Annotated in this window: 18 protein-coding genes; 7 read left to right on the top strand and 11 right to left on the bottom strand. The window is 61.1% G+C overall.

Features of this window, described 5'->3' with window-relative positions; all coding sequences use genetic code 11:
• Positions 1-330: 330 nt before the first annotated feature.
• Positions 331-936: a TetR/AcrR family transcriptional regulator gene (locus tag GIW28_RS24400; RefSeq protein WP_177034860.1), complete on the bottom strand. Its 606-nt coding sequence runs from the start codon at positions 934-936 to the stop codon at positions 331-333.
• 83 nt (positions 937-1,019) lie between these two features.
• Between GIW28_RS24400 and GIW28_RS24405 the strand changes: the two genes are divergently transcribed.
• A complete protein-coding gene (locus GIW28_RS24405) occupies positions 1,020-1,619 on the top strand; it encodes an NAD(P)H-dependent oxidoreductase (RefSeq protein WP_099548286.1) in 600 nt (199 codons plus the stop codon).
• Here GIW28_RS24405 and GIW28_RS24410 read toward each other — a convergent pair whose 3' ends face one another.
• Positions 1,620-2,009 carry a hypothetical protein gene (locus GIW28_RS24410; protein WP_017139114.1) on the bottom strand — a complete coding sequence of 130 codons (390 nt, stop codon included), beginning with the start codon at positions 2,007-2,009 and terminating at the stop codon, positions 1,620-1,622.
• A 31-nt stretch (positions 2,010-2,040) separates the two neighbouring features.
• The gene (locus GIW28_RS24415; RefSeq protein WP_236448126.1) at positions 2,041-3,297 is read right to left on the bottom strand and encodes a 3-phosphoshikimate 1-carboxyvinyltransferase; all 1,257 of its coding nucleotides are present in this window, start codon (positions 3,295-3,297) and stop codon (positions 2,041-2,043) included.
• 341 nt (positions 3,298-3,638) lie between these two features.
• Here GIW28_RS24415 and GIW28_RS24420 point away from each other — a divergent pair, with 341 nt between their 5' ends.
• On the top strand, positions 3,639-4,268 hold the full coding sequence (locus tag GIW28_RS24420; protein ID WP_138450233.1) for a lytic polysaccharide monooxygenase auxiliary activity family 9 protein: 630 nt from the start codon (positions 3,639-3,641) through the stop codon (positions 4,266-4,268).
• Positions 4,269-4,274: 6 nt separating this feature from the next.
• On the opposite strand, the gene GIW28_RS24425 is transcribed toward GIW28_RS24420, so the two are convergent.
• Together GIW28_RS24425 and GIW28_RS24430 are read right to left on the bottom strand one after the other, a co-directional pair.
• Positions 4,275-4,829 (bottom strand): UPF0149 family protein, encoded by a 555-nt coding sequence (locus GIW28_RS24425; RefSeq protein WP_017139111.1) that lies wholly within the window; start codon positions 4,827-4,829, stop codon positions 4,275-4,277.
• A 41-nt stretch (positions 4,830-4,870) separates the two neighbouring features.
• Entirely contained in the window at positions 4,871-6,160 is a 1,290-nt protein-coding gene (locus GIW28_RS24430) for a chloride channel protein (protein ID WP_017139110.1), read from the bottom strand.
• A gap of 192 nt (positions 6,161-6,352) precedes the next feature.
• Between GIW28_RS24430 and GIW28_RS24435 the strand changes: the two genes are divergently transcribed.
• Together GIW28_RS24435 and nudC are read left to right on the top strand one after the other, a co-directional pair.
• Positions 6,353-7,165 (top strand): crotonase/enoyl-CoA hydratase family protein, encoded by an 813-nt coding sequence (locus tag GIW28_RS24435; RefSeq protein ID WP_017139109.1) that lies wholly within the window; start codon positions 6,353-6,355, stop codon positions 7,163-7,165.
• A gap of 5 nt (positions 7,166-7,170) precedes the next feature.
• Entirely contained in the window at positions 7,171-8,004 is an 834-nt protein-coding gene (gene nudC, locus GIW28_RS24440; RefSeq protein ID WP_017139108.1) for an NAD(+) diphosphatase, read from the top strand.
• Here nudC and GIW28_RS24445 read toward each other — a convergent pair.
• The 3 genes from GIW28_RS24445 to GIW28_RS24455 all read right to left on the bottom strand — a co-directional run bounded on the left by GIW28_RS24445 (position 7,972) and on the right by GIW28_RS24455 (position 10,798).
• Positions 7,972-8,751: a TSUP family transporter gene (locus GIW28_RS24445; RefSeq protein WP_017139107.1), complete on the bottom strand. Its 780-nt coding sequence runs from the start codon at positions 8,749-8,751 to the stop codon at positions 7,972-7,974. The two genes, nudC and GIW28_RS24445, sit on opposite strands and share 33 nt — an antisense overlap.
• Before the next feature lie 263 nt (positions 8,752-9,014).
• Positions 9,015-9,734, bottom strand: coding sequence for a phosphatidylcholine synthase (pcsA, locus tag GIW28_RS24450; protein ID WP_017134682.1), 720 nt, complete (start codon positions 9,732-9,734; stop codon positions 9,015-9,017).
• A gap of 149 nt (positions 9,735-9,883) precedes the next feature.
• A complete protein-coding gene (locus GIW28_RS24455) occupies positions 9,884-10,798 on the bottom strand; it encodes a class I SAM-dependent methyltransferase (RefSeq protein WP_017134683.1) in 915 nt (304 codons plus the stop codon).
• 191 nt (positions 10,799-10,989) lie between these two features.
• On the opposite strand from GIW28_RS24455, the gene mdeB reads away from it, so the two are divergent.
• Positions 10,990-13,668, top strand: coding sequence for an alpha-ketoglutarate dehydrogenase (gene mdeB, locus GIW28_RS24460; protein ID WP_236446669.1), 2,679 nt, complete (start codon positions 10,990-10,992; stop codon positions 13,666-13,668).
• 7 nt (positions 13,669-13,675) lie between these two features.
• Here the strand turns inward: mdeB and GIW28_RS24465 are convergent, their stop codons facing one another.
• On the bottom strand, positions 13,676-14,539 hold the full coding sequence (locus GIW28_RS24465; RefSeq protein ID WP_169988493.1) for a LysR family transcriptional regulator: 864 nt from the start codon (positions 14,537-14,539) through the stop codon (positions 13,676-13,678).
• A gap of 112 nt (positions 14,540-14,651) precedes the next feature.
• On the opposite strand from GIW28_RS24465, the gene GIW28_RS24470 reads away from it, so the two are divergent.
• Complete coding sequence (locus GIW28_RS24470; RefSeq protein WP_099548301.1) at positions 14,652-15,260, top strand: LysE family translocator; 609 nt, start codon at positions 14,652-14,654, stop codon at positions 15,258-15,260.
• Positions 15,261-15,268: 8 nt separating this feature from the next.
• On the opposite strand, the gene GIW28_RS24475 is transcribed toward GIW28_RS24470, so the two are convergent.
• Together GIW28_RS24475 and GIW28_RS24480 are read right to left on the bottom strand one after the other, a co-directional pair.
• A complete protein-coding gene (locus GIW28_RS24475; protein WP_138452528.1) occupies positions 15,269-15,757 on the bottom strand; it encodes a DUF1289 domain-containing protein in 489 nt (162 codons plus the stop codon).
• 130 nt (positions 15,758-15,887) lie between these two features.
• Positions 15,888-17,138: a ribonucleotide-diphosphate reductase subunit beta gene (locus tag GIW28_RS24480; RefSeq protein ID WP_005788524.1), complete on the bottom strand. Its 1,251-nt coding sequence runs from the start codon at positions 17,136-17,138 to the stop codon at positions 15,888-15,890.
• A gap of 248 nt (positions 17,139-17,386) precedes the next feature.
• Between GIW28_RS24480 and GIW28_RS24485 the strand changes: the two genes are divergently transcribed.
• On the top strand, positions 17,387-17,854 hold the full coding sequence (locus tag GIW28_RS24485; RefSeq protein WP_017138438.1) for a GNAT family N-acetyltransferase: 468 nt from the start codon (positions 17,387-17,389) through the stop codon (positions 17,852-17,854).
• Positions 17,855-17,912 lie beyond the last annotated feature (58 nt).

A 17,912-nucleotide genomic window follows, 5' to 3' on the forward strand; every position in this document is an offset into this window, starting at 1 on the left:
TAGGCTCGGCATGCCCGCACTCCGGCTTGAATCCGTGGGCCGCCGCGATGGGCCATCCTTGGCCCAGCGCGGCTAACCCGGCGTCCTGCCGGGTTACCCACGGATTCAAGCCTGCGTTCGGCCATCGCGGTTAACGGGGCGCCTCAGGTCAAGATCAAGATCTACAGCACGGCGGCCTGAAAGCCGACCTGAGTGGTTAGATCAAAAGCGAAAAGCGGATCTGCATACACCGAAGATCTGCTTTTCTGTGGGAGCTGGCTTGCCTGCGATGCAGGCACCTCGGTATCGCAGCGGTACGATAATTCGACAAGCCTGCTCCCACGTGAAGAATCATTTCACCGTGCCGCGATTGACCATCGCCAGAATCGTCGCCAGCAACTCCTGCTGCGCCTCCTCACGGCTGATCTCACCACTGGCGGCCGCCTGGGACAAGGCCTCGGCGGCACCCAGCATGGCGCGTAAGCCTGCCTGGGAAACAGTGCCGTTGGGCGCGAACGGCGCCAGTGCGTCGCGGCACTTTTGCAGAAAGATCGCCTCGTATTTGCGCTTCAGCGTTTCCAGTTCCGGCGAGCTGCTCAAGGCGGCAATCACCCCCGGAATTTCCCGCCCTTGCAACAACACGCAATCGACGTAGCACGACGCGATGACCCAGGCTTGCTCCTGCAGGGTCGCGGCGCTGGTGTCCAGCGCATCGGCAAACACCTGGTTCTGGCGGCTATCGAAGTCTTCATACAGTGCGGCCAGCAGGCCGGCGCGGGTGACGAAATGGTCGTAGACCACCGGCTTGGTGACGCCCGCCAGCTCGGCCAGGCGGCCCAGGGTCAGGGCTTCGGTGCCTTCTTCGCGTACCAGTTGCCAGGCCATATCGAGCAATTGGCGCAGGCGATCCTCGCGGGACAGGCGGCGGCGTGGGGCAGGGGATTCAGCGCTTGACATGCTTATATACCAAAAGTAACTTAAGGTGCGTAACCTACTAAAAGTAGCTAGCGCCCAGCCTAGCCCGAAATGGAGTCAATGTCATGCACGCACTGATCGTTGTAGCCCATCACGACCCGCAATCCCTCACCCATAGCCTCGCCGCGCAAGTGGCGGCCGGGCTCACGGCGGGCGGCCACACTTATGAGGTTGCCGACCTCGCCGCCGAAGGCTTCGACCCGCGCTATACCGCCGCTGACCACCTCGTACACCGCACTCGCGCTGAGCCGCCCGCCGATGTGCTCGCCGAGCAGGCGCGCATCGACCGCGCCGATGCATTGGTGCTGGCGTTTCCGATTTATTGGTGGTCCCTGCCGGGGCTGCTCAAAGGTTGGGTTGACCGCGTGTTCGTCAACGGCTGGGCGATTGATTACGGCCCCGATACGCCGGTGGTGAAAAAACTGCGGCACTTGCAGGTGCACCTGCTGGCGTTGGGTGCGGCAGATGAAAGCGCGTTTGATCGGCACGGTTATGCCAAGGCCATGCGCACGCAAATCGACTACGGGATTTTTGATTACTGTGGGGCGCAGGTGGTGACGTCAACGCTGCTGCTGGATTCGGAAAGCGGCGCTGCGCAGGCGCACTTGCACACCGCGAAAGCCATAGGGCAGGGCTTGTTTGCACACGAAACGGTGGCTGGTTAGTCAGCCTTCGCGAAACAGATCGTGAGCATCCAACAGGCGGTAGGCGATTTCCGGGCGCTTCTCCATGCCACGGCGAATCGCTGCCGGAATCGCCTGGCGGGTTTTGCGGCACAGGCCGGGCTGCTCATCGATGTTGATCTGAATGCCGCGCATGCTCTTGACCTCGGTGTGCCCCGGCGCTACCTGCACGCGGATGCCCAATAGTTCGAACATCTTCTGTTGCATGTATTCCAGGTCTTGCAGGCTCTGGAGGTTTTCCAGGCGCTCGACCAGCTTTTTTTCTTCCTGACGCGTCAGGCTGAGAATGCGCAGGTCGGCGCCGGGCGCTTGTAACAGCTGTTCGCGGTCGCAAGCGCAGACGCCGGGTGGGCAGGGTTGGCGAATTGACATGTGCATTCCCTCCCTACGCCGACGTGCTGGCTCAGTAGCTGAGCGTTACCCCAAGGCTGCCCAAGGCCTTCCAGTATTCAGGGTAGGTCTTGGCCACGCAGTCCGGGTCTTGAATGCGTATTCCCGCGACCTTCAGCCCGGCCAGGGCAAAACACATCGCGATGCGATGGTCGGCGTGGGTGTCGATCAGCGCATTGCAAGAGGTGCCGGCCAGCGCCGGGTCGCTGGCCACCAGCAGGTCGTCGCCCTCGATGGTCGCCAAGCCTGGACGAATCTCGTTGAGGCCGTCGTGCAGCGCCTGTACACGGTCACATTCCTTGACGCGCAGGTTGGCCAGTTCAGTGAAGCGCACCGGGGTGTTGTTGAACGCAGCCAGCACGGCCAGGGTCGGGATTGCGTCCTGCATCTGCGAGCCGACTACCGTGGCTTGCATGTTCGGGAACTGCGCGATCACGGTCTGGGCCTTGGCGTCCGGCTGGGTGAAGTGCTGCGCGGCCACGCCGATGTCGATGCGCCCGCCGGTCAACACTTCGGCAGCCCACAGGTAAGTGGCGGCGGAGGCGTCGGGTTCGATCAGGTAGTCATGGGCGCTGTAGCCGGTGGGGGCCACGCGCCAGGTGGTGTCGTCGACCACCTCGACCTGCGCACCGAACGCCCGCATGCAGTCCAGGGTCAGGTCGACATAACCACGGGCGCCGATGTCCTTGCCGGTCAACGCCACTTCAATTGGCGCCTGGCCGCAGGCGGCGAGCATCAACAGGGCTGACACGTACTGGCTGGACAAGCCGCCATCAATCTCAAAACGCTTGGCCTGCACCTTGCCCACGCCGTGTACGGTTACCGGCGGGCAGCCGGTCGGGCTGTCGACGCGGATGCCGTTCTGGCCGAGGGTGGCCAGCAGCGGGCCGATCGGACGTTTTTGCATGTAGTCGTCGCCGTCGAGCACCACGGTGCCTTCGACGGTCGCCACGGCGGCAGTCAGAAAACGCATCGCGGTGCCGGCATTGCCGAGGAACAGCGGCTGCGACGGCAATTGCAACTTGCCGGAGCCGGTCACAACGAAGGTGGTGTCGTCCGGTTCATCGATGCTCACGCCCATCTGGCGCAAGGCCACCGACATGTGGCGGGTGTCATCGCTTTTCAGTGCGCCGCTCAAGCGGCTGGTGCCCTTGGCCAGGGCGGCCAGCAGCAGGGCGCGGTTGGTAATGGATTTGGAGCCGGGGGGCGCGACCTTGCCGTTCAGGGCGAAATTGGGCGGTGTAACGGTCACGGTTTTCTGCGAACTCAAGGTACAAGGCTCCTGATCAAGGCAAGGCGGTAGGGAGTGGCCGACGGGCGGACCCGAATAATCAGCTAAACACGCCACCCTTGTCGAGCAGGGATCGTGGTAGGGCGCGTATTTCGAGGCGGTCGCCGACTTGTCCGGGGAATGGACTGCTCCTGTAGTCGAACTACTCCTGCGGGCGTAGGACAAGCAGCAAATCTGATGCAGGACAACGGCGCTCACTTAGCGAAACGAGGGCGACGTGAGATCTTTCCGAGAGAAGTGGCGACTGGACAATAAAGCCCGCCAAGGTAAGTTCAAGGCGTGCCCCATGACGGGGCACATTCAATCAAGGAGTGAATGAAATGAACAAACCCCAGACCCAACTTCGTCACGGTCGCGTGGTGACCCCGGCCAGCCGTGGTTCAGTGGCGGTGGAGCGTGGGCTGCTCGGCAACTGGCAAGTCAACGAGATGGAAGGCGGTAAAAACTTCCCATCGCTCGCCGCCGGGCCATTCCCGGCACCTTATGAAACCGATGATCAAAGCGTCACACCGCCTGGCGACGGGCATATCTTGAGCGGCGGCAAAACCGACGACCGCGATTGCATCAACTTCACCGACGAGGAGATGAGCAAAAAGCTCAATAGCCCCTTCACTTGGCCGTTGCTGAATGTCGAGGCTGGCCAGGTGTTCAAGGTGCAGTGGGAGTACACCGCCGCCCACGTCACCCGTGGTTATCGCTGGCTGATCACCAAGGATGGCTGGGACCCCAAGCAACGCATCAGCCGTGCGCAACTTGAGGCCAAGCCGTTTTTCGAAGACTTCTACACCCAGGTGCCGTACTACCAGCACGCCGATGAAATGAAGGCCAAGGTCGAACACCAGGTCACGCTGCCCAAGGGCAAGAAAGGCCGGCATGTGGTGGTGTTGATGTGGATCGTGGCCAACACCGGCAACGCGTTCTACCAGGCGTTTGACCTGGACTTCAAATAAGCGCTGTTACCGCTGGGCCAACCAGTAGTCATGCAGCGCCCGCGCGGCGGGTTCGATGGCTCGAACCCGCTGCTGGTGGGCGTTTACATCCAGGTCGGCCGGTAGTTCGAAGTTGTCCTGCTCGGCGCACCAGGAAATCTTCTCCAGCAGCGCCGCCTGTTCGGCCGGCAGTTCTGGCCAGTTGCCAATCGCGGCGCCACGGATATAACCAAAGCACCATTCCTCGGCAAGCGTGACGGTTTGACCTTGGTGCTCGGTGTCATCGAAGCGCGCCTCGAAGCCTTGCGCATCGGTGGCCAATTGCGCCGCCAGCGTATTCATATGGTGCACGCACAGCTCGAGGAAGCGCTGGGCTTCTTCGACGTTTTCCCAGGCCGGGTTCTGCCCACCCCAGATCGCCGGGAACCACTCACCCACGTCCACCTGTGCCGGGCTGGAGACCAGCGCGGTGAAGTAGCCGTCGAGTTCAGCCAGGTTCAGCACCGAATGATCGTCGCCGTATTTCAACAACGTTTCGTCGATGAAGTCGAAATCGGCAGGGGTGAGGGGTTGGGCGAGCATGGGCATATCCTTTAAACGTCGAGCGCCGCGAAGTGGGCGGCTTAAAGCGCAGAGGATGGCGCTTGGGCGGGCTTTTTTCCACTTATTTCCCAGCGCTGACACAGCTTGCTCACGCACATCGAACCCACCACCGCCAGAATGATCGGCACCAGAAAGTCATGCTCGATGCGCGTAAATTCGGCCACCAGCACAATCGCGGTCAGCGGCATGCTCATGCTGGAGGCCAAAAACGCCGCCGCGCCGATAATCGCAAACGCGCCGAGCGGCACCCCGGGCCACACCAGGCTCCAGGCACCGCCGAGCAGAATCGCCAGCAGCGCGCCATTGGCCAGGCCCGGCGTCAGCAGGCCACCCTCGGCGCCCGCGCGCAGGCTGCTCGCAGTGATCAATACCTTGACCAGCAGCAGGATGGCGGCCAGGCCTATCGTCAGCTCATTGTCGAAGCCCAGTTGCGCCGGGCCTTTGCCATTGCCGAGGATCTGCGGCAGCAGCATCGCCAGCCCGCCGATAATCGTGAAGTTGATCAGCGACATGACTGGCAGGCGCCAGCCGCGCGCGGCGTTGGCCCTGGCGGCGCCGGTAAAACGGCTGAACCCATAAGCGGCCACGCCAAACACCGGTCCGCACACTACCGCCCAGGCGATCAGCGCCGGGCTGAGCACAAAGTGCGGCACTGCATATTGCGATTCCGCACCCAGCCCGATCCACGCCACCGAAGCGCCAATCGCCGAGGTCGCCAGCGCAATCACCGCCGCCGGCCAGCTGAAGGCGCCCACCAGCACTTCCAGCACAAAGACAGCGCCGCCCAAGGGCACGTTATACACCGCCGCCAACCCGGCACCGGCACCGCAGGCCACGATCAAACGGTGCATGTGCGGTTCCAGGCGAGCGCGTTGTGACAGCCAGGTCGCGGCCAGCGCGCCGACTTCGCGCGGCGCCACTTCACGGCCCAATGGCGAGCCAAGCGCCACGGTGATGATCTGCAGCACGGCGTGGGCGAGGGTGGTCTTGGGCGGCATGATCGGCATCTTTTCAGACACGGCCTGTTTGATGCTCACCAGCGGGCGACCATAGCGATAAATCGTCCACCAGCCCAGCCCGGCGACCAGGCCGCACACCACCAGCACCAGCAGACGGCGCTCCGGTGCGGCAGCGGTGACGCCCCACAAAAAGGTTTCGTGGCTGACCAGGCTGTCGAGGCTGTAACCGTAGGCCAGGTGCTGGATGCCATGCAGCAGTAACGCCAGCAGCATCCCGCCCAGCCCGGCGCCAATGCCGGTCAGCACGACCACCAGGGCCAGAATCAATGATGAACGAAAGGTGGGCGGCATAGCGGGCTCCAGGCAATGGCCCTGAGTGTATAGCCGATAAAGTGCGGTGCCTGGGTGAAATGTATCGGCAGGTCATAAACCCCGCGCCCACAACATTTCATTACTTTTGCCAGTCCCGTTTTTGGCCGATGCGCCGTCATGCTCCCTTGTTATAGTTCGAGCCTTATTACTCGCCAGTCAGGGATCACTGCCATGTCCGAATACCAAGCTTTCATCGTCGAACTCACCGGCAACGTTGCCCATGTGCAGATCAACCGCCCGGAAAAAATCAACGCGATGAACGCGGCGTTCTGGACCGAAATCATCGACATCTTCCAATGGGTCGAAGACACCGACGCCGTGCGCGCCGTGGTGCTCAGCGGCGCCGGCAAGCATTTCTCCTCCGGTATCGACTTGATGATGATGGCCTCGGTGGCCAATAGCTTCGGCAAGGACGTGGGCCGCAATGCACGCTTGCTGCGGCGCAAGATCCTCGAGCTGCAAGCCTCGTTCAATGCCGTCGACACCTGCCGCAAGCCGGTGCTGGCGGCGATCCAGGGTTACTGCATTGGTGGCGCCATTGACCTGATCAGCGCCTGTGACATGCGCTACGCCGCCGAAGGCGCGCAGTTCTCGATCAAGGAAATCGACATCGGCATGGCCGCCGACGTCGGCACCCTGCAACGTCTGCCACGCATCATTGGCGACGGCATGTTGCGTGAACTGGCCTACACCGGTCGCCCGTTCGGCGCAGAAGAAGCGCGCAGCATTGGCCTGGTCAATCGTGTGTATCCCGATCAGGACAGCCTGTTGGCCGGTGTAATGGAAATCGCCCATGAAATCGCGAGCAAATCACCGATTGCCGTGGCCGGCACCAAAGCCATGATCAGTTATATGCGTGACCACACAGTCAATGATGGTCTGGAATACGTTGCCACCTGGAACTCGGCTATGTTGCAATCCAACGACCTGCGCGTGGCCATCGCGGCCCATATGAGTAAGCAGAAACCCGAATTCGTGGATTGACTGACATGACCCCAGGCTGGATTACCACAACGCTGCTGGACAACGACGCCCCTGGCGGCTGGGCCGTGGCCCGCAGCCGCGAGGGCTTTTTGCATGACACCAACGGGCCGCTGTTCCCGCGTGAATGGCTCAAGCGCCAGGATCTGTCGGTGTTCGCCGAACACGGCATCGGCCACCTTGACGGCGAGCCTGTTTACTTGCTGGAGCTGAACGCGGCGGCCGAGGTGCCAGGTTGCAGTTGGCAGGGTTTGCGCGGCTTTATGTTGCAGGGCGACCACACCCTGTACAAAGTGCTGGGCTACGCCGCGCAGATCGGCACCTGGGCGCGGGAGCATCGGTTCTGTGGCAGTTGCGGCCAGGCCATGGTGCAGGTGCCGCGCGAACGTGCGATGTATTGCCAGGCCTGCGACCTGCGCAGCTACCCACGCATTTCGCCGAGCATGATTGTGCTGGTGACCCGTGGCGACGAGATTCTGCTGGCGCGGTCGCCGCGTTTTGTCACGGGTGTGTACAGCACGCTGGCGGGGTTCGCCGAGCCGGGGGAGTCGGCCGAAGACTGCCTGATCCGTGAAGTGCGCGAAGAAGTGCAGGTGGAGGTCAAGAACATCCAGTACATGGGCAGCCAGTGCTGGCCGTTCCCGCACTCGATGATGCTGGGCTTCCATGCCGAGTACGCCGGGGGTGACATCGTGCCCCAGGCTGATGAGATCGAAGACGCGCAGTGGTTCAACATTCACGACTTGCCGCCGTTGCCGGCGTCACGTTCGATCGCGCGTTACCTGATCGACCTCTACCTGGCGCGCCGTTTAGGCCACGCTGAACCAGTGTTGCCAGGCTAGGCGCACCGTCAGGCCGAGGACCACGGTGATAAACACCGGGCGAATGAATTTGGCGCCGCCGCTGATTGCGCTGCGTGCGCCAAAGAACGCGCCACACATTACCGAGAAGCCCATCGCCAGGCCGACGATCCAGTCCACCGAGCCATTGAAGATAAACACAGACAGCGCCGCTGCGTTGCTGACGAAGTTCATGCTGCGCGCCACGCCGCTGGCTTTGACCAGGTCGATAGGGTGCAGCAGCATCGTGCTGACTGTCCAGAACGCACCCGTGCCGGGGCCGGCCACGCCGTCGTAGAAGCCCAGGCCGAAGCCTTGGGTCGATTGCCATTTCTTCTTGATCGGTGCATCGGCGTCCAGCGGCGCCTTGGGCGTGCCGCCAAACAGCAAATACACACCACAGGCGAACACGATCACCGGGAGCATTTTGTTCAGGGTTTCGGCGGGCAGGTAGTGGGCGACCACGGCACCCGCCAATGCGCCGACCAGCGTGCCGACAATGGCGTGTACCCATTGGCGCGGGTGGAACAGCTTGCGCCGGTAGAAGGTGAAGCTGGCGGTGGCGGAGCCGAAGGTCGAGCTGAGCTTGTTGGTGCCCAGCACCAGGTGCGGTGGCATGCCGGCGGTAAGCAGGGCCGGCGTGGTGAGCAGCCCGCCGCCGCCGGCGATGGCGTCGATAAAGCCGGCAATAAAGGCCACGCAGGCAAGAATGGCGAGGGTGGTCAGGTCAACGCTGAGTTCGAAGGGCATGGGCAGGGCTTATTATTGGCAGGGCGCAGAAAAGGGCTGCGCCAAAGACCGGTATCTTACTTGGATCTTGTTGTTCTACGCGATCCAAATGTGGGAGCTGGCTTGCCTGCGATAGCGGCAGGGCAGGCCCAACTGCTGTAACTGACCCGACGCCATCGCAGGCAAGCCAGCTCCCACCTTTAAATCGTGCCCGCCTGACTGTGATCGTTCCCACGCTCTGCGTGGGAATGCCGCCTCTGACGCTCTGCGTCTGCTCTGGATCTTCAGCTGTGACGTTTGTCCAGCCACTCCAACGCCGTGCGCCACACACAAATCCCCAGAAAATACGCCGACATCACCGACCACAACCCAAACGTCCACGGGTTGGTATTGGGGTAGTCCACCACCATCAAAAAGCTGCACAGCAACCAGATGGTGGTCACGGCGATGTTGATCGGCATAAAGCGCTTGACCCGGAAGGGGTGCAGAAACTTCATCGGTGTCACGGTCAGCAGCGCCAGGCCGATCACTGTGGCCAAGGTCACCCAGGCGTCCGGCTGGATGATGTAAACGCACAAGGCCACCACATTCCAGGCCGCGGGAAAGCCGACAAAATAGTTGTCCTTGCTCTTCATGTTCACATTGCAGAAGCAGAACAGCGACGACACCAGGATCACCGACACGGTAAACAGGTGGGTAAAGTCCGGCAGGTCGATATAGCGGTAGATGAACAGCGCCGGAATAAATACATAGGTCAGGTAGTCAATCACCAGGTCCAGCACCGAGCCATCAAAGCTGGGCAGTACCGTGCTGACGTTCACCCGTCGCGCCAGCGAGCCATCGACGCCATCGACCACCAGCGCCAGGCCCAGCCACAGCAGGCAGGCCTTGGGTGAGTTTTCCAGCAATGCCAGGGTGGCCAGGAACGCCAGCACCACGCCGGTGGCGGTAAAGCCGTGGGCGCCCCAGGCTTTGAGTCTGGCTACATGCAGGGTCGATATCACGGGCGGCTCTCCAAAAGATGAAACAGGGCAGCCGACGACGTAACGCCGTCGAGTCTGGCCAGGGAATGCAGGTATCGACCGGGAAGGAGGGAATAAGGTTCACCGCCCCGGTGTATCACTTAGCGTAGCAAGGGTCAGACGTTTCGGCATCAACCCTGACGGAACACCAATGCCTTCAAACCGCTTTGCGGGTCGACATCGGGAAATTCCGGCGGGTTTTCCAATCGCTGCACAAAGCGCAGGCCCGGTGCTTCGCGGGTTACGCCGTCAATCAGGAAGTCTTCACCGAAGGCCGGGTCGTTCATGCAGGCCAACACCGTGCCGTGGGCTGTGAGCAAATCCGGCAGGCGGCGCAGCACGCGTTGGTAGTCTTTGGTCAGCAGAAAGCTGCCTTTCTGGAACGACGGCGGGTCGATGATCACCAGATCGTAAGGGCCGCTGTTCGTCACCTTGGCCCACGATTTGAACAGGTCGTGGCCCAGGAAGCTGACGTTACTCAGGTCATGACCATTGAGGCGATGGTTGTCGCGCCCGCGACTCAAGGCGCCACGGGCCATGTCCAGGTTTACGACATGGTCGGCGCCGCCTTCGATGGCGGCCACCGAGAAACCACAGGTGTAGGCGAACAGGTTGAGCACGCGCTGGCCCTTGGCCTGTTCGCGCACCCAGTTGCGGCCGTAGCGCATGTCGAGGAACAGGCCGCTGTTCTGTTTTTTACCCAGGTCGATCAGGTAACGCAGGCCGCCTTCGGTAATGGTCAGCTCGTCAACGGCCTCGCCCGAGAGCCATTCGGTGGTGCTTTGCGGCAGGTAGCGGTGTTGCAGGGCAACGGTGTAAGCGCTGAACTGCGTTTGCAGCAGTTGTTTAAGGGCTTCGAGCTGCGCAGGCTCGGGTTCCTTGAACAACGAGACCAGCAGCACGCCCTGCAACCAGTCCACCGTCAGTTGCTCCAGGCCCGGCCAGCAGCGGCCACGGCCGTGGAACAGGCGCCGGGTTTCACTCGGCGGGTTGGCCAGGGCGGTGAGCAAATGGGCGTGCAGGGTAGCGAGTGCGTCTGGGTTCATCGTTGAGCGTCAGTCGTTGAGCGGGCGGCATTTTAAACACAGTTGCGGTGCTTCGTCGTGTTTGAGCACAACGTGCTGCTAAAAAGATGATTGGCAGTGATTCATGCTCAAAATGCTTGAACCTGCGCTTGATAACAGGCAAAAAATCCTCAGGCACCGACATAAACTGGAAAAAAAGCCCGGAGGTGCCCATGAACGGTTTCGCGAGTGCAGTCAATCACACAGCCCAAGACCCACAAGAACTGGATGAGTGGCGCGACGCCCTGGCCTCGCTGGTGGCCAATGCCGGGCCAGAACGGGCGCGCCAGATCCTCGACCTGCTGGCCCGTGAAGGCAGCGCACCGCACATCGACTGGAAACCGCGCCACGGCACGCCCTACGTCAACAGCATCAGCGTTGAGCAGCAACCGGCGTTTCCCGGTGACTTGGCCACCGAAGAACGCATCGCCTCGCTGGTGCGCTGGAACGCTCTGGCCATGGTGGTGCGCGCCAACCAGGCGTATGGCGAACTCGGTGGCCATATCGCCAGTTATGCGAGTGCGGCGGACTTGTTCGAAGTCGGCTTTAATCACTTCTTCCGGGCGCGCAGCGACACCTTCGGTGGCGATCTGGTGTTCTACCAGCCGCACTCGGCACCGGGCATTTATGCCCGCGCTTATCTGGAAGGGCGCCTGACGGAAAACGACCTGGCGCACTACCGCCAGGAAATCGGCGGGCCAAAAGCCGGCGCACGCGGCCTTTCCAGCTACCCGCACCCGTGGCTGATGCCGGACTTCTGGCAGTTTCCCACCGGCTCCATGGGCATCGGCCCGATCAGCTCGATTTTCCAGGCGCGCTTCATGCGCTATCTGCAACATCGCGGCTTGCTGGACACCACCGACCGGCACGTCTGGGGTGTGTTCGGCGATGGCGAAATGGACGAGCCGGAAAGCATGTCGGCCCTGACCCTGGCTGCCCGCGAAGGCCTGGACAACCTGACCTGGGTGGTTAACTGCAACCTGCAGCGCCTCGACGGTCCGGTGCGCGGCAACGGGCGCATCATCGACGAACTCGAAGCCTTGTTTGCCGGTGCCGGCTGGAACGTGATCAAGCTGGTGTGGGGCTCGGACTGGGACGCCTTGCTGGCCAAGGACACTGACGGTTCACTGGTGGAAACCTTGTCGAACACCGTCGACGGGCAATTCCAGACCTTTGCCGCCAAAGACGGCGCCTATAACCGCGAGCACTTCTTCGGCCAAAGCGAGTCGCTGGCGGCCCTGGTGGCGGGCATGAGCGACGAGCAAATCGACCGCCTCAAGCGCGGTGGCCACGATATGGTCAAGATCCACGCCGCCTACCATGCCGCGCGCCGGGTAAAAGGCCAGCCCACGGTGATCCTGGCCCAGACCAAAAAGGGCTTCGGCATGGGCGAAGCCGGGCAGGGCAAGATGACCACGCACCAGCAGAAGAAGCTCGATCGCGACGCGCTGCTCGCTTTTCGCAATCGCTTCCAGTTGCCGCTCACGGATGCGCAGACCGAATCCTTAAGTTTTTTCAAACCCGCCGAGGACAGCGTTGAACTGCGTTACCTGCATCAACGTCGGCATAAACTCGGCGGTTATGTGCCAAGCCGCAGCCCGCTGGCCGCACCCGTCAGCGTGCCCCCGGTGGCGGGTTACGCCGGGTTCGCCATCGCAGCCGCCGGAAAGGAAATGTCCACCACCATGGCGTCTGTGCGCATGCTCACCAACTTGCTCAAGGACAAGGCGTTGGGCCCGCGCATCGTGCCGGTCGTCGCGGATGAGGCACGCACCTTCGGCATGGCCAACCTGTTCAAGCAGATCGGCATCTATTCCAGTGTTGGGCAACGTTACGAACCCGAAGACATCGGCTCGATCCTCAGCTACCGCGAGGCCACCGACGGGCAAATTCTCGAAGAAGGCATCAGCGAGGCCAGCGCCATCAGCTCCTGGGTGGCGGCCGCCACCAGTTATTCGGTGCATGGGCTGCGCATGTTGCCGTTCTATATCTATTACTCGATGTTCGGCTTCCAGCGCGTCGGCGACCTGATCTGGGCTGCCGCCGACCAGCGCGCCCGTGGTTTCCTGCTCGGCGCCACCGCCGGGCGCACCACCCTGGGCGGCGAAGGCTTGCAGCATCAGGACGGCAGCAGCCACTTGGCAGCCGCGACGGTGCCCAACTGCCGCGCCTACGACCCGGCGTTTGCCGGCGAGTTCGCGGTGATCCTCGACCACGGTATGCGTCAGATGCTGGAGCACGATGTGGACGAGTTCTACTACGTGACCCTGATGAACGAAAACTACCCGCAACCGACGCTGCCGGCAGGCGTGGAGGCGGCGATTATCAAGGGCATGTATCGGTTGCAAGGTGCTGCGGATGCCAAGGTGCGCCTGCTCGGCTCGGGCACACTGGTGCGTGAGGCCCAGGCAGCCGCGCAGTTACTGGAGGAGGATTGGCAGGTGGCGAGCGAGGTGTTCAGCGTGACCAGTTTCAGCGAGCTGGCACGGGATGCGCGACAGGTGGAGCGCTGGAATCGGTTGCATCCTCAGGATATGAAGCGCTCCAGTCATGTGAATGCATGTTTGCCTAAAGGTGTACCGGTGATTGCGGTGTCCGACTATGTACGGGCGGTGCCGCAGATGATCGCTTCGTATCTGGACAGCAGCTACACGGTGTTGGGCACCGACGGCTTTGGGCGTAGCGATACTCGGGCAGCGTTGCGTGATTTCTTTGAGGTGGATCGCTATCACATTGTGCTGGCGGCGCTGACGGCGTTGGTGGAGCAGGGCCGTCTGGAACCCGAGGTTTGTCAGCAGGCGATCGAGCGGTATGGCGTACAGGCGGAGCGCGAGCCTTCCTGGACCTCTTGAACCCCTGTTAAGCCTGCTGCCTCAGTGAGCTGATGATGAATGCATGCAGGCTATCAACCGCTTCAGACCCGCGCGAGGCCCGGCTTCGCAGGATTGAAACCTCCATGGGTTCAATCCTGCCCAAGCCGTGCTCGCTGCCCAGAACCTGAAGCGATGCCTGCACGGTACATTGGGTGATTGCGGCAATCGCCAGCCCACCTTCAACGGCGGCTAGTTGGCCGGCAAGGCTGGAGCTGTTGTAAACCACCTTGAATTCACGTCCCTTTTGGCTCAGTGAGTTCACCGCATAACGTCTGGCCAGGCTTGCACTTTCGTAGACGGCGATAGGTAGCGGATCGCGCCTCCACAGTTCGAACTGGGGCGAACCGACCCATACCATGGGTTCCTTAAACAGAAAAGTGCCGCTTTGAGGGGCGTCACGCGACACGAGTGCAAGATCAAGGTCGCCGCTGCGCACACGCGGGATGAGTGCGGCCGACTGTTCGCAAGTCAGTTCTATTTCCACACCCGAATAGCGCGGCAAAAAACGCTTGAGCACCGGCGTGAGATACATCGCCGCGTAGTCTTCCGCAACGCCAAGGCGGATGCGTCCGGTCAATTCTTCACCGTGAAAGGCCGCTTGGGTCTCGGCGTGCAGTGCGAGCAGGCGCCGGGCGTAGCCCAGCAGTAGCTGACCGTCCGCCGTCAGTTGAAGGTGACGCGGGCCACGGCTCAACAACTGCCGCCCCAGCGCTGTCTCCAGTTTTTTCATTTGCATGCTGACGGCGGACTGCGAGCGGTTGACCTCATGGGCCGCGCCAGAGAGCGAGCCGGCATCCACCACGGCCACAAAGCATTTGAGCCAATCGATCTGCAAATTGCTGGCAGGCATCCAGGTGACCTCTATTCGTTAATCGAATGGCTGTGACGTAAATTATGCGCTTTTCAAGAGGTTTGTTCACCCGCAAAATCCTCGCCTCAACCCCTGCCTGCTGGATTTGACCATGCCATTCGACACCTGGTTGCTCTACCTGGTTACCTGCTGCGGCATCGCTATAGTGCCAGGGCCCAATGCGTTATTAGTGCTGACCCATGGCGCCATTCACGGGCGTCGCAAAACACTCTTCACGATTTCGGGCGGCGTACTCGGATTTGCCGTGGTGCTGTCGTTTTGCGCTTTAGGCTTGGGGGCACTGATCCAGGCGTCTGCCACCTGGTTCACGGCACTGAAGGTGGTTGGCGGGCTGTACCTGATCTGGCTGGGGTTTGGGTTGTGGCGCTCGGCGCCTGTGAGTCTTGAGGCAGCCGTTACGACCAGCCTGCGAAGCTGGTCGCTGTTTCGCCAAGGGCTGGTATCGGCGATTTCAAACCCCAAGGCGCTGCTGCTGTTCACCGCCTTCATTCCACCTTTTCTGGACCCACACCGAAGCCTCATCGCGCAGACGGCCGCTATTGCGCTGACTTACGCCGTGGTGGAGTTTGTTGTTGAATATCTGGTGGCCAGCGCAGCACATCGGGTCAGGCCCTGGTTAGCCCGAACCGGACGCCGATTCAATAAAGTCTGCGGTGGTTTTTTTGTGCTGTTCGGGTTAGCGCTGCCTGTCCATAGCTGACGGCAAGTCTAGAAGGTGGCGATCAGTGCTGGCCCAAAGGCTTCTTTCAAAAAGCCCGGCGCGATATAGCGTTCGTAATGCGCCTCGGACAGCAGGAAAAACTCGCGGTCAATCGCATCACGCAAATCTGCCAGGTGACGCTCGCGAAACTCCGGCAGCAGCGCCAGCCCATACGCGTCCAGCTTGGATATCACCCGCGCGCCCCGGGCAATCAGCTGGTACGCCCAGCAGTACGGCGACTGGTGTGGCATAAAGCGAATTTTGCGGGTTTCAAGTTGCTGGCGCAAAAGCTGCGGGTCAAACACCTCAAGCTTGCTGGCCATCACCTGCACCAGCAACTGTTCCAGGCGCAGCCACACCGCCTGTTTTTCCTCGGCGTTGTAACCATTCCACTGGATGACTTCATGGTGATAACGCTTGCAGCCCCGGCAGACCAGGTCGCCGTAAACGGTGGAGCACAGGCCGACGCAGGGCGTTTTGATGGTTTGGTTGGGCATAAAGTTTGTACGCAAGTCTAAAAAATACCGCTAACCCATGTGGGAGCGGGCTTGCCCGCGATAGCTGAGTGTCAGCCAATATATGCTTAACTGACCCGCCGCCATCGCGGGCAAGCCCGCTCCTACATTTTTAATCCCAGCTCAGCGCGCCGCCAGTCTGGTACTCGATCACACGGGTTTCGAAGAAGTTTTTCTCTTTCTTCAAGTCCATGATCTCGCTCATCCACGGGAACGGGTTAGTCGTCCCTGGGTACTCTTCTTTCAGGCCGATCTGCGACAGACGACGGTTCGCGATGAACTTAAGGTAATCCTCCATCATCGCCGCATTCATGCCCAACACCCCACGCGGCATGGTATCGCGCGCATATTCAATCTCCAGCTGCGTCCCCTGCAAAATCATCTGGGTCGCTTCTTCCTTCATCTCGGCATCCCACAAATGCGGGTTTTCGATTTTGATCTGGTTGATCACATCGATACCGAAGTTCAGGTGCATCGACTCATCGCGCAGGATGTACTGGAACTGCTCGGCCACGCCGGTCATTTTGTTGCGACGGCCCATGGACAGGATCTGGGTGAAGCCGCAGTAGAAGAAGATGCCTTCCAGGACGCAGTAGTAGGCGACCAGGTTGCGCAGCAGTTCTTTGTCGGTTTCGACGGTGCCGGTTTCGAACTTCGGATCGGAGATCGAACGGGTGTATTTCAGGCCCCAGGCGGCTTTTTTAGCCACCGATGGGATCTCGTGGTACATGTTGAAGATCTCGCCTTCATCCATGGCCAGCGATTCGATGCAGTATTGGTAGGCGTGGGTGTGGATCGCTTCTTCGAAGGCCTGGCGCAAGATGTACTGGCGGCATTCCGGGTTGGTGATCAGGCGGTACACGGCCAGGACCAGGTTGTTGGCAACCAGGGAGTCGGCGGTGGAGAAGAAGCCGAGGTTGCGCATGACGATGCGGCGTTCGTCGTCGGTGAGGCCTTCGGGGTTTTTCCACAGGGCGATGTCGGCGGTCATGTTGACCTCTTGCGGCATCCAGTGGTTGGCGCAGCCGTCGAGGTACTTTTGCCAGGCCCAGTCGTACTTGAAGGGCACGAGTTGGTTGAGGTCGGCGCGGCAGTTGATCATGCGCTTTTCGTCAACGGCGACGCGGGCGGCGGAGCCTTCCAGCTCGGCGAGGCCTTCGGCGACGTCGAGTTTGTCCAGGGCGGCCTTGGCGCGGATGATCGCGGCCGAGTCGTTGGCGGTCACGTTGCGCGCTTCCAGAGCAGCAGCGGCGCCGGCACCGTCAAGGCGGTCCATGTTGGCTTCGCTGGCGTGGCCGGCGTTGGCGCCTTTGATCACCGCTGCACCGGTGTCTTCGTTGTCGACTTCATCCCAACTCAACATTGAAATTCTCCTTCCTGGTACTCGAAAAATAGGTTTTTGCAGGCTTCAAGGCATTGAAATACTGCGCAGAGTGTGGTCGGTAAATACCGATACTGCACACTATGTAGTGGTGATTTGTGTTTGTGGGCACACTATATGGTGTGTAACAAAACAGGTCAACGCACAAGATGTGCGGTCTTGGGTCGCGGCACATCGCCGGTTGAGCTATAAAACCTGGGTTCATTGGCTGCCGGTGGAATTTCAAGGGAATGAAAAACGTACTGATCCGATCCGCCCTGCTGGACGACGCGCAAAGCATCTTCGAGGTGCATAAGCATTCCGTCGAAAACCTCTGCACGGGCGACTACGGCCCCGAGCAGATCGCCATGTGGCTCAACGGCCGCTCACCCGCGACCTACCGCGAGGCCATTGCTGCCGGCAACCTGTGGCTGGCACACACCGACAGGCTGCAGGGTTTTATCGAAATCGACGGCCATGAAATCAGCAAACTGTTTGTGCGCGGCGATGCCGCCGGGCAGGGCATTGGTGCGCGCCTGCTCAATGAGGCCTTGCAGCGCATCAAGAACGCCGGCCATGCCAAGGCCTGCCTGGAAGCGACCCTCAACGCCGAAAACTTCTATGCCGCCTTCGGGTTTCGCAAGGTCGGCGAGGGCACCTTCAGTCGGGGCAACAGCCCGGTGTCCATCGAGATTATCAAGATGGAGCTCGCGCTGTAGCGGGGGCATGATAAAAACTCACAGCCCCATGACTTTTAATGGTTACGGGCGCTTTTGC

Source organism: Pseudomonas sp. PA-5-4B, from assembly GCF_021606215.1.
GTDB classification, from domain to species: domain Bacteria; phylum Pseudomonadota; class Gammaproteobacteria; order Pseudomonadales; family Pseudomonadaceae; genus Aquipseudomonas; species Aquipseudomonas edaphica.

Bases quoted from the DNA above. Each gene is read 5' to 3' on its own strand.
- GIW28_RS24400 (WP_177034860.1), bottom strand. From the start codon at position 936: ATGTCAAGCGCTGAATCCCCTGCCCCACGCCGCCGCCTGTCCCGCGAG.
- GIW28_RS24405 (WP_099548286.1), top strand. From the start codon at position 1,020: ATGCACGCACTGATCGTTGTAGCCCATCACGACCCGCAATCCCTCACC.
- GIW28_RS24410 (WP_017139114.1), bottom strand. From the start codon at position 2,009: ATGTCAATTCGCCAACCCTGCCCACCCGGCGTCTGCGCTTGCGACCGC.
- GIW28_RS24420 (WP_138450233.1), top strand. From the start codon at position 3,639: ATGAACAAACCCCAGACCCAACTTCGTCACGGTCGCGTGGTGACCCCG.
- GIW28_RS24425 (WP_017139111.1), bottom strand. From the start codon at position 4,829: ATGCTCGCCCAACCCCTCACCCCTGCCGATTTCGACTTCATCGACGAA.
- GIW28_RS24430 (WP_017139110.1), bottom strand. From the start codon at position 6,160: ATGCCGCCCACCTTTCGTTCATCATTGATTCTGGCCCTGGTGGTCGTG.
- GIW28_RS24435 (WP_017139109.1), top strand. From the start codon at position 6,353: ATGTCCGAATACCAAGCTTTCATCGTCGAACTCACCGGCAACGTTGCC.
- nudC (WP_017139108.1), top strand. From the start codon at position 7,171: ATGACCCCAGGCTGGATTACCACAACGCTGCTGGACAACGACGCCCCT.
- GIW28_RS24445 (WP_017139107.1), bottom strand. From the start codon at position 8,751: ATGCCCTTCGAACTCAGCGTTGACCTGACCACCCTCGCCATTCTTGCC.
- GIW28_RS24455 (WP_017134683.1), bottom strand. From the start codon at position 10,798: ATGAACCCAGACGCACTCGCTACCCTGCACGCCCATTTGCTCACCGCC.
- mdeB (WP_236446669.1), top strand. From the start codon at position 10,990: ATGAACGGTTTCGCGAGTGCAGTCAATCACACAGCCCAAGACCCACAA.
- GIW28_RS24465 (WP_169988493.1), bottom strand. From the start codon at position 14,539: ATGCCTGCCAGCAATTTGCAGATCGATTGGCTCAAATGCTTTGTGGCC.
- GIW28_RS24470 (WP_099548301.1), top strand. From the start codon at position 14,652: ATGCCATTCGACACCTGGTTGCTCTACCTGGTTACCTGCTGCGGCATC.
- GIW28_RS24475 (WP_138452528.1), bottom strand. From the start codon at position 15,757: ATGCCCAACCAAACCATCAAAACGCCCTGCGTCGGCCTGTGCTCCACC.
- GIW28_RS24480 (WP_005788524.1), bottom strand. From the start codon at position 17,138: ATGTTGAGTTGGGATGAAGTCGACAACGAAGACACCGGTGCAGCGGTG.
- GIW28_RS24485 (WP_017138438.1), top strand. From the start codon at position 17,387: ATGAAAAACGTACTGATCCGATCCGCCCTGCTGGACGACGCGCAAAGC.